This is a genomic window from Kerstersia sp., from assembly GCF_052103615.1.
Taxonomy (GTDB): Bacteria; Pseudomonadota; Gammaproteobacteria; order Burkholderiales; family Burkholderiaceae_B; genus Kerstersia.
Window position 1 is genome coordinate 12,600 of sequence record NZ_JBQEKA010000024.1, and the last position, 10,016, is coordinate 22,615.

Genomic DNA, 10,016 nt, shown 5'->3' on the forward strand with positions numbered 1-10,016 from the left:
AAACGGCCTCTTTTTTTGGCCGTTCAGGCACTGGCTCGCTTGCAGCAGCCTGAAAACGTCACAGGATGGTCATTGGAGAGCGCTATAACAGTCCCCGGGTCTTCCGGTTGGCCTGGCGATGGCCAGCCTGGGGTGATGGTCAGGGCATCACGGGCGGCGGGCATATGAAAATAGCGGTGGCGGGAACGGGCTATGTCGGGCTTTCCAACGCAGTTCTGTTGGCGCAGGCGAATGAGGTATGGGCCTACGATATCGATGACCGCAGGGTGGCTGCCATCAATGCAGGGCATGCCCCGCTGACGGATCCTGATATTGAGGCCTTCCTGGCGCAGCGGACATTGTCCTTGCGGGCAACAACCGATGCGCAAGCAGCTTTCGCGGATGCCGAGTATGTCGTGATTGCTACGCCGACGGATTACGACCCACAGACCAACGGTTTTGATACGCGCAGCGTGAAACAGGTCGCGGCAGCGGTTCTGGCATGCAATCCTGCTGCCGAGATCATTATCAAATCCACGGTGCCTGTCGGGTTTACTGTGGGCTTGAGGCAGGAGCTCGGGCACGCAGCCATTACCTTTTCGCCGGAGTTCTTGCGTGAAGGGCGGGCGCTGCATGACAATCTGCATCCCTCGCGCATTATTGTTGGCGACCGCCGCGCAGCCGCGCGCCGGTTCGGCCGCCTGCTCCGGGAAGGCGCATTGCGCCAGGATGTCCCGGAGCTCTACACGGACTCCACCGAAGCGGAAGCGATCAAGCTATTTGCCAATACCTACCTGGCGATGCGCATCGCGTTTTTCAACGAGCTGGATACCTATGCACAGCTCAAGCAGCTGGATACGCGTCAGCTGATCGAAGGGATAGGCCTGGATCCGCGCATCGGTATGTATTACAACAACCCGTCGTTTGGCTATGGCGGATATTGCCTGCCCAAGGACACGCGGCAATTGCTGTCCAACTATGCCGATGTCCCGAATTGCCTGATGCGGGCGATAGTGGATGCCAATGTTCTGCGCAAGCAGTTCATTATCGATACGGTCAAAAAACGGCGCCCGGCATGCGTAGGCATATATCGCTTATTGATGAAGGAAGGCGCAGACAATTTCCGGGATTCAGCCGTACTGGATGTATTGCAGGGGCTGGCTGCCGCAGGCATCGCTGTGCTGGTGCACGAACCGCTGCTGGCGCAGCAGGATTTTCATGGCTGTGAAGTGGAACCGGATCTTGAGCGGTTTATGCGGCGCAGCGAGCTGATTCTGGCAAACCGCTGGTCCGCCAGCCTGGCGCCAGCAAAAGATAAGGTTTATACCTGCGATCTATTCGGGCAGGATTGAGTAGGTTTCAAGCCTGTTATCCGGCCCCTGGCGAAATCCGGCATTTTTTGATGATTTGTTTGACATTGATTGTAAGCTTGTCAGGGCTTTTGCTTCTGTTTGTATGCTTGTCATGTAAAAATCCGAATCTAGATTTTTTGCGAGGGAGACTCGGGCATGACTGCCAAAACAGATGCTGCGTTGCGGATCGTACTTTTGGTTGGAGGCTCGGGGACGAGGCTCTGGCCGCTTTCGCGTGAGCAATATCCCAAGCAGTTCTTGCCTTTGCTGGGTGATCAATCGCCATTGCAAGCGACCTGGTCGCGGGCATCGATACTGAGTGACTTGCCGCCTGTGGTTGTTGCCAACGAGGAGCACCGCTTTCTGGTGGCAGAACAGCTGCGCGTGGCAGGCTGCCCGCAAAATGCGCCGCTGATCCTGGAGCCGGCCGGCCGCAATACGGCGCCGGCCATTGCCTTGGCCGCCCTGGAGGCGCTGCAGGACGATGAGGATGCTGTGCTGCTGGTACTGCCCTCGGATCATGCCGTTAACGACGTAGCGGCCTTTACGCAGGCCGTGCGTGACGCTTTGCCTGCGGCCCAGGCAGGCAAATTGGTCGTCTTTGGCGTGGTGCCGGAATATCCCGAAACCGGATATGGCTATATTCATGCGCCAGCCGCCTCGCAGGGGCATGTGGCAGCCGTTGAGGCTTTTGTGGAAAAGCCGGATGCTGAGCGCGCGCAGGCCTATCTTGAGCAAGGTAATTATTACTGGAACAGCGGCATGTTTCTGTTCCGTGCTTCGGCGTATTTGCGGGAGCTGGAGCGTTTTCGCCCGGATATCCTGGCAACATGCCGGGCCGCGATGCAGCAGGCCAGGCGTGATGGCGATTTTGTGCGCGCGGATGCTGCTGCGTTTGCCGCGGTGCCTGCGGAATCCATTGATTACGCTGTCATGGAACAGACGGCCGATGCCGTCATGATTCCGCTGGATTCCGGCTGGAGCGATATTGGTTCGTGGGATGCGCTGTGGCGCATTACGCCGCATGACGAGAATGGCAATGCGGTGCATGGTGACGCGTTGCTGCAGGATTGCCGGAATGTGCTGGCTTATGGCAGCAAGCGTATGCTGGCGGTACTGGGGGTGGAAGATCTGGTCGTGGTGGAGACGGCTGATGCCGTATTGGTGGCAGCCAAGGATCAGGTGCAGCATGTCCGCCGCCTGGTAACGGAGCTGAAAAACCGGAAGCGTTCGGAAGTCGCCACGCACAAGCAGGTATTTCGTCCCTGGGGCAATTACGAAAGCATAGATTCCGGCCCGCGCTTTCAGGTCAAGCGGATTACCGTACAACCTGGCGGCCGTTTGTCCTTGCAGATGCATCATCACCGCGCCGAACATTGGGTGGTGGTGAAAGGCACGGCCCGCGTGACCCGCGGGGATGAGAGTTTTCTGTTGACTGAAGACCAGTCCACCTATATTCCGTTGGGTGTTTCCCATCGTTTGGAAAATCCCGGCGCCATTCCTCTGGAATTGGTCGAGGTTCAGTCCGGCTCATACCTGGGTGAAGACGATATTGTGCGTTTTGACGATGTCTATGGGCGTCAGGAAGGAAAATCCTAAATGTTTTACAGGGGCAAACCCAGCCACTACAACAACGCGTTCATGTTGTTGGTCGGTTTGGGATCGGCGTTACTGAATACGGGGGCAGCCTGGCTGCTGGCCCGGATCAACGTCTTTTCCATTGAACCGTATGGCAACATCCTGCTGCTGATCCTGGGTGTTCTGGCATTTTTCGTTTTCTATTCCTTCAGTTTGCTCATTAGCGCCAGAACCGTCTGGTGGATGCTGGGACAGGCCGTTTTCAGATGGGGCCGGCTGCTGCTGGTTGTCATGGCATCAGGCCTGTTCTTCGTGCACAACGATATGGACATCGGCATGGTGCGCCTGATGCTGATCGAGTGGACCATCCTGGCTCTGGCGCTTCAGTTGGTTTGGATGCTGGTGATGCGCAAGGTCATTCATCAGGTCAACAATTCTGAGGTCAACCGCCGCAAGGCAGTATTCATCGGGATGGGGCGGGAAGCGCAGAAACTGGCGCTGCGGATACAGCGTTCCCCAATTCTGGGCATAGAGATAGACGGCTATTACGCGGAGCAGGAAATCGATAGCTCGGAAGGTGACTTCCCGGCGTCGATCCGGTATCTCGGGACTTACCGTGATGCATGTGAAAACATCGTCGCCAGCGATTACAAAACCGTGTTTGTCAGCAGTGAGCGCAATGTGCCGTACAGCGCGCAGGTCAAGGAACTTGTCCTGCGCTTCTTTGATTCGACCGGGTCCATCTATTTCCTGATGGAAGCGCCCATGACGGAAGACTTTTCCGTGCACGGGACAGAGATAGCTGGCGTTCCCTTGCTCGCTTTGCATGAAACCCAGTTGCTGGGTCTGTTCCGCTATCTGAAGCGGGCGATGGATCTGGTGATAGGCGGGCTGGCCTTGATTCTGTTGTCTCCGGTCATGCTGATGGTGGCTATCGCCATCAAGCTGGATTCGCCTGGGCCGGTCTTGTTCCGGCAGCAGCGTTATGGTGAACGGGGCTTGCCGATTACGGTGTTCAAGTTCCGTTCCATGTGGGCCAACACCGTCAAGCGTGATGACGGCCTGCTGCAGCAAGCCACGGCGCATGACGCCCGCGTGACGAAAGTCGGGCGTATCCTGCGCAAGACATCGCTGGATGAACTGCCGCAGCTCTTCAATGTGATGCTGGGCACAATGAGCCTGGTCGGGCCGCGGCCGCATGCGGTTGAGCACAACGAGTATTACCGCAGGCTGATTCCCGGCTATATGTTGAGACACTCCATCAAACCGGGCATTACGGGCTGGGCGCAGGTGAATGGTTTGCGCGGTGAAACTGAAACGCCGGAAAAAATGCAGCAGCGGATCAAGTTCGACCGTTACTACATCATGAATTGGTCATTGTGGCTGGATATAAAGATATTGTTCCGCACGGCCGTTCTGGTTGTGATGGATAAAAACGCTTATTGAGGCTGTCTAACGGTTTCGCTATCGGCTGTTTTGAAGGATGAAGGAATGTCTGCGTCAGGTGCTTTACTGGCAGGTTTGAGTTTTCTGGTCATAGGCGAAAGCCATATGATTTATGAGTTCAGGGACGCGCTGTATGACTCGCTGCATAGTCAGGGAGCGGCCAGTGTGCATATCGTCGGCGGCTGCGGCGCCAGCGCTATCGATTGGGTCAAGCCCAGGGCGCTGGATTGCGGCGCGGAGCGCAAAGAGGGTGAACCCGGGCAGAACTGGGGTCCAGGACGCGTTAATGCCAGCATGACGAGCCTGATCAATGAAACCAAGCCCGATGTGGTGATGGTGATCATCGGCGATACCATGGGCGCCTATGATAAGCAGGCGTTCCCGCGTGTCTGGGCCTGGCAGGGCGTTACCACGCTGACCAAGGAAATTGCGCAAACGAATACGCCTTGCGTCTGGGTCGGCCCTGCCTATGGCAAGGAAGGCGGCCGTTTCCAGAAGAGCGACGAGCGGGTAGAACGCCTGTCACGCTTCCTGTCGGGCAATGTCTCGCCGTGCGTGTATATCGATTCGCTGGAGATGGCCGCGCCGGGTGAATGGCGCACCTTCGATGGGCAGCATTTCAATGCAGCGGGCTACCAGTCATGGAGCAATGCGATCGTGCATCGCCTGGAAACGCTGCCCCTGATTCAGGAAATCGAGCGTCAGCGCTGAGCCTTGCCTGGCTGGCAGTCAGGGTTGGGCAGCCACTGCTCAGCGTTGCCTGAGGGCTGGCCGGCCGCTGGCGCGGCTTGATAGCTGCGCTGGTAAATCGGGTCCTGCAAGGCCTGGGCCGCGTCCACAATGGACCAGCCTGATGTCTGCAGCCGGTCGATGAGATCGGGCAGCACGGCGGCATTCAGGCTATTGGCGTGCAACAGCAGAATATGGGCAGGATCGCGTCCGCCCAGTACCTGGGGCCAATGCTGGCCTTGCTTCTGTATTTCGCTCCAGACCCGGTTCAGATAGTCTTGGCGATAGGCATGCATGGCGGTTTCGTTGCCGGTCGCCTGCAGTGTTTCATAAGCGGAATTATCCTTCCAGTCTTCCAGCGTGATGGTGGCCGGCGCGACGCCATAGCCGTGCTGGGCCAGCCACTGCATCATGGCGTTGTGCTTTTCCGGCGTATTTCCCTCGTCCAGGTACGGGAAACGCATGCGCGGACACCAGCCAGGCAAGTCGCGCAGCAGGCTTTCGGCATGTTCGATATCGTGCTGGTAGCTGACGGGATCGGTTTGGCTGTATGCCTGATGCTGGTATGAGTGATTGCCGATATGGTGCCCGGCAGCGCTCCAGTCGCGGATCAAGTCCATCCCTGCTGCGCTACCCATGCTGAAACCCGCAGGAAAGAGCATGGCGCGGATTTTATGCTGTGCCAGTACACTGAGTACCCTTTGGTTCTCCTGGACCGCCACGGGCCGGGAAACAGGCTCAAATCCATCGTCGAAGCTAAGGCCTATGGTCTGGGCCTGTGCGCTGCCGCCAAACAGCGCGAGCAGGCTCAATATGCTTGCCGGTAGTCCAATGCGGAAAAGTGCCATACGGGGAACTCGCAAAAAAGGCCATGAATGCAGCGCTGCGTCTGCGTGTTCATGGCCTGTGCCTGATTGCCTGCCGCCAGTCTGGCTGAAGGAAAGATTAAGGCCAGATCGGTTTATCACCGGCAAGAGGCATGTCCAGAACACGCTCCGGGATTTCCCATATTATCAGGCGCGGCGGTGTCTGCTTGAAGGCAGGACTATCGAAATATTCGTTGGCCGCAACTGAAAAACCGCCGCCGTCCTTGGCAAAACCGGGAATAGGGGTTTCCAGCTCATGAGCCAGGAAATTGGCAAATTCCGATGTGCGCGAGAACGATGAGCCCAACAGCGCCACCGTAGGCAGATCGGCATCGCCGAACAAATCATCATCACTACCGGCGGCGCTGTTTGAATCGGCGCCGGCATCCGCCACGGGTTCGAAACGGCTGGGACGGAAGGTTTCGATGGCGGGTTGCCAGTCCGCCGGCAACCAATCGATACCGGCCAGCCGGGTGAGATCCCCCGGCCGCGGGCGGGCAGCATCCTGCACGATGGCGGTACGCTGATGCGGTTCCAGTTTCAGGCCTTGCTCCTGGACACTTTGGGCAATCTGGCGGGCGGCCAGGTGCGCGCCGGTTTCGTTCCAGTGGGTATCGGTTTGCAGGAAGACGGGCTGCGCCTGGCCGTCCAGCGATTGGCTTAAATCCAGCGCGGCAATGCCTTGGGCCTGCAGGCCGGCCACCCATTCGGCCGCCCTGCCCTGCAAGGCGGCGGGCCGCTGCAATTGGCAGAGCCGGGAGGTCTCAATGCGGCTTTTGTCTGGCACGACGGCAACGACCAGGTCTATGCCCTGGCGCCGCAGCTTGTCATGTATCCGTTGCACGGTGTCAGCGCGCGCCTGGGCACTGGCGGCTCCGCCGGGGCGGACTTCCAGTTCTTCGGCCAGAAAGAGCCAGCCAGGGCAGCCCTGGCGGACCTGGTCGCCCAGGTCATGGGCGCTGACCCAGCCTATGCCGCGTTGCAGGTCTGCTGCGGCTTGGGGCATGGGCAGCGTGGCCAGGCTGGTGGCGACTTCCCGGTTGGCGCTGCCGTCCAGCATTTGATCCAGCGTCGTGTCCGGGGGCAGGATAGGCTGCTCCCGTGACAGCAATCCATAGCCGTTGGAAACCAGGCCTGCCGCGATGAAGATCAGCAGCCCTGCGGCGGCCCAGCTTCCTCCGCGATGATGGGACGCGGAGTAACCGGGCTGCTTTTCTGGGGAAAAGGAGTCGTTCATCAGAACTGGAAGTAAAGGAAGGGTGTGGCGCCGCGGCTGACGATCAGGCTGTAGCACCACAGGAAGGCCAGCAATGGCCAGATGCCGCGCAAGAACATCAGGCGCGCGGAAATGGCTTTACCGTCAAACCAGCTTTGCAGCGTGGGCAGAATGATGCAGAGAATGCCGCCCAGTACAGCCAGCGTATGAACAGGGCGCCAGGCCAGCCGCAAGGTATCTCCAAGCGCATAGCCATTGAAACCGAACTGGCCCTGGTACATGGTCAGGGCGTTATCGAAATTGGCGGCGCGGAATAGCGTCCAGGCCAGCATGACAAACAACAGCGTCAGCAGCCAGGAGAGCGCGACCGGCAGCTGGGGCAAGTGCGAACGGCTCCAGGCGCGGGCCACACACAGCGCGGCGCCGTGCGCGGTGCCCCAGATGAGGAAGTTCCAGCTATCCCCGCCGTGCCATAAGCCGGCAATGGCCATGGTCAGCAGCAGGTTGCGGTAGGTGCTGAATGTCCCGTAGCGGTTACCCCCCATCGGAATATAGAGGTAGTCGCGAATCCAGCTGGACAGCGACAGGTGCCAGCGGCGCCAGAAATCCTGGATGCTGCGCGCCACATAGGGGTTATTGAAGTTTTCCGGGAAATGAAAGCCCAGCATCAGGCCCAGCCCGATGGCCATGGCGCTGTAGCCGGCAAAATCGAAAAACAATTGCAGCGTATAAGCCGCGCATCCCAGCCAGGCATCCGCCAGCGTCGGCGCGCTCAGGGCAAAGGCTTTATCGGCGATGGGGGCCAGCGTATCGGCAATCAGCACCTTCATGCTCAGGCCGATCATGAACCGGCGCGCGCCCAGGCTGAAGTCAGCCCAGGTGAGCCGGCGGTTAATCAGTTCGTTATTGACCCAGTCGTAGCGGATGATGGGGCCGGCGATCAGCTGGCCGAACATGGCGATATAGGCCCCGAAATCGATGAAGTTCCGCTGGGCGTCCACCGTCCGGCGGCGCACATCGATCAGGTAGGAGATCGACTGAAGAATGAAAAATGACAGGCCGGCAGGCAGAACCACACGCTGCCATTCGACAGGCATGGCACCGGTCAGGCCGGTACTGCTGTTATAGGTGGCAACGAGAATATTGGAGTACTTGAACCAGCACAGGATGGCGACGTTGGCGATGATCAGGACAGCAAGCAGGCGCCCGGCATCGCGCTCCCGCCCTGCCCGCAACGCTTGTTGCAGAAATAGCCCGCCGCCCCAGGCGATCACCGTGACGGCAATCAGCAACAGCAGGAAAACCGGACTCCACCAGCTGTAGAACAGCCAACTGCCTATCAGTAGTACCAGGTTGCGCCAGGACGGGCGCGACAGTGTATAGATGCACAAAAACGCCGGCAGGAACAGCGTCAGGAATTCCAGCGATGAGAAAACCATGGAGGGGGAAGCCGGGAAAAAGAAACGCCGGAAAAAGGAAATCCGGCAGGAAAGGTTCTGTTGCCTTTAGAACGCGAGACTATCGACGGCGTAGAAAAGACGGGATTGCTTGGCTTCGTGGCCGGGCACCAAAAAGAGGGTATAGCGCTCGCCCGCCTGCAATTTGCCCAGATCGAGGACGGCACCGGTGTCCTGGCCTGCGCAGACAAGCTGGACGGAGAGCGGAACCGGATTGATCTGGCGCCGCGGCGGCGCATTCTTTTCATGCGTGCCGGAAAACAGCGCGGTGTCGCGGCCTGCCACACGGACGACTGCATCGGCGCAACCCGGATCAAGGTTGTAGAAAGCCACAGCGGCCTTCAGCGCATTGAAATCCTCGGGGGATTCGGTAATCGTGGTGGCTTGAGGCTGGCCGTCGGCGGCCTGGGTGACGATGACGGAAACAAAGTCGCCGGGCTGCACGGTGGTCTGCGTAGGGATGACGGCATCCCCGGCGCGGATTTCACCCTTGAGCGGCTGGCCGGCACGCACCGCGAAAAACTTGGATGCTGGTTCGTCCGCCGCCAGTTCCATGGCGCTGCCCGCATTGCCGGAAGCGATGCGGATCGTCGCATCACTGCCGTTCACGAAGCGCAGGAACGAGGAATCTTCGGCCGGCCCGGTCTCATAGAGCGCGATATCTGCGGCCTGGCTGGACAGCGCCAGGGAGGACATCAGCGTAGCGGCCGCCAGGCATTGGAGGGAGCGTGTCATTGCTTGAGGTCCTTGACAATGGGAGAGGCCAGGACGGCATCGGCAATGGCCGCGCCCCAGGATCGATAGCCATTGGCGGTCAGGTGCTGACCGTCAACAGTGGCCCATTGGCCGGGCTGCGAGAGCTTCAAGGAATCGATATAGCCGCAGGGGGCGACATTATTGGCCAGGAACGAGGAGACCTGCTGAACCCTGGCATCCGACTTGTTGAATTTTCCGCCGGTGGTGCCCCAGGGCGGGCCTACCCACAGGCAGGCGGTGTCGGTTGCGGCGATGGCGCGCGTCAGCTGGGTGGTGTTTTGCCAGGCCCAGGTGCGTGAGAACGCAGTTTTTTCGTAGCCCGCCATGGTATCGCCCATGATGACGATCACCAGATCCGGCTTATCCTGGGAAATCAGTTCTGTGATCGGGCGGGTGTGCGCGCCGCCGGGCTGGAACTGGGCCGCTGCGGTACCTTGGCGTTCACCGCCGCCGCAGGTACCGGGGGTCGCCTGCACCCAGTCACCAGGATTGGAGCCGCAGACCCCGATGGAGTGGACCACGGCGCCGCGTGCCTGCAGGTCGTCGTGCAGGGAGCTGATCAGGTAGTTGGGAGCCGTCATGTGGCTGTCGCCGACAATCAGAATGCTCAGGCCTGCAAGAATGGAAGGAAGCATGA

9 protein-coding genes are annotated in these 10,016 nt (G+C 59.4%); 4 read left to right on the top strand and 5 right to left on the bottom strand.

The annotated features are described in order from the left end of the window. Nucleotides 1–164 precede the first annotated feature (164 nt). The 4 genes from ACTJGZ_RS07610 to ACTJGZ_RS07625 all read left to right on the top strand — a co-directional run bounded on the left by ACTJGZ_RS07610 (nucleotide 165) and on the right by ACTJGZ_RS07625 (nucleotide 5,066). Complete coding sequence (locus ACTJGZ_RS07610) at nucleotides 165–1,331, top strand: nucleotide sugar dehydrogenase (RefSeq protein WP_441662332.1); 1,167 nt, start codon at nucleotides 165–167, stop codon at nucleotides 1,329–1,331. Between the two features lie 156 nt (nucleotides 1,332–1,487). Next, complete coding sequence (locus tag ACTJGZ_RS07615) at nucleotides 1,488–2,930, top strand: mannose-1-phosphate guanylyltransferase/mannose-6-phosphate isomerase (RefSeq protein ID WP_441662333.1); 1,443 nt, start codon at nucleotides 1,488–1,490, stop codon at nucleotides 2,928–2,930. Further along, on the top strand, nucleotides 2,931–4,355 hold the full coding sequence (locus ACTJGZ_RS07620; RefSeq protein WP_441662334.1) for an undecaprenyl-phosphate glucose phosphotransferase: 1,425 nt from the start codon (nucleotides 2,931–2,933) through the stop codon (nucleotides 4,353–4,355). A gap of 45 nt (nucleotides 4,356–4,400) precedes the next feature. Next, a complete protein-coding gene (locus tag ACTJGZ_RS07625) occupies nucleotides 4,401–5,066 on the top strand; it encodes an SGNH/GDSL hydrolase family protein (protein WP_441662335.1) in 666 nt (221 codons plus the stop codon). On the opposite strand, the gene ACTJGZ_RS07630 is transcribed toward ACTJGZ_RS07625, so the two are convergent. The 5 genes from ACTJGZ_RS07630 to ACTJGZ_RS07650 all read right to left on the bottom strand — a co-directional run bounded on the left by ACTJGZ_RS07630 (nucleotide 5,057) and on the right by ACTJGZ_RS07650 (nucleotide 10,014). Beyond that, on the bottom strand, nucleotides 5,057–5,932 hold the full coding sequence (locus ACTJGZ_RS07630; RefSeq protein ID WP_441662336.1) for a polysaccharide deacetylase family protein: 876 nt from the start codon (nucleotides 5,930–5,932) through the stop codon (nucleotides 5,057–5,059). The genes ACTJGZ_RS07625 and ACTJGZ_RS07630 overlap by 10 nt on opposite strands. 97 nt (nucleotides 5,933–6,029) lie before the next feature. Next, complete coding sequence (locus ACTJGZ_RS07635) at nucleotides 6,030–7,187, bottom strand: alginate O-acetyltransferase AlgX-related protein (RefSeq protein ID WP_441662337.1); 1,158 nt, start codon at nucleotides 7,185–7,187, stop codon at nucleotides 6,030–6,032. Next, nucleotides 7,187–8,605, bottom strand: a complete 1,419-nt coding sequence (locus ACTJGZ_RS07640) for an MBOAT family O-acyltransferase (protein WP_441662338.1) — start codon at nucleotides 8,603–8,605, stop codon at nucleotides 7,187–7,189. Before ACTJGZ_RS07640 ends, ACTJGZ_RS07635 begins: the two co-directional genes overlap by 1 nt. 66 nt (nucleotides 8,606–8,671) lie before the next feature. Next, nucleotides 8,672–9,358 carry a cell division protein FtsQ gene (locus ACTJGZ_RS07645; RefSeq protein WP_441662339.1) on the bottom strand — a complete coding sequence of 229 codons (687 nt, stop codon included), beginning with the start codon at nucleotides 9,356–9,358 and terminating at the stop codon, nucleotides 8,672–8,674. Further along, nucleotides 9,355–10,014, bottom strand: a complete 660-nt coding sequence (locus ACTJGZ_RS07650) for an SGNH/GDSL hydrolase family protein (protein WP_441662340.1) — start codon at nucleotides 10,012–10,014, stop codon at nucleotides 9,355–9,357. Before ACTJGZ_RS07650 ends, ACTJGZ_RS07645 begins: the two co-directional genes overlap by 4 nt. Nucleotides 10,015–10,016: the final 2 nt, after the last annotated feature.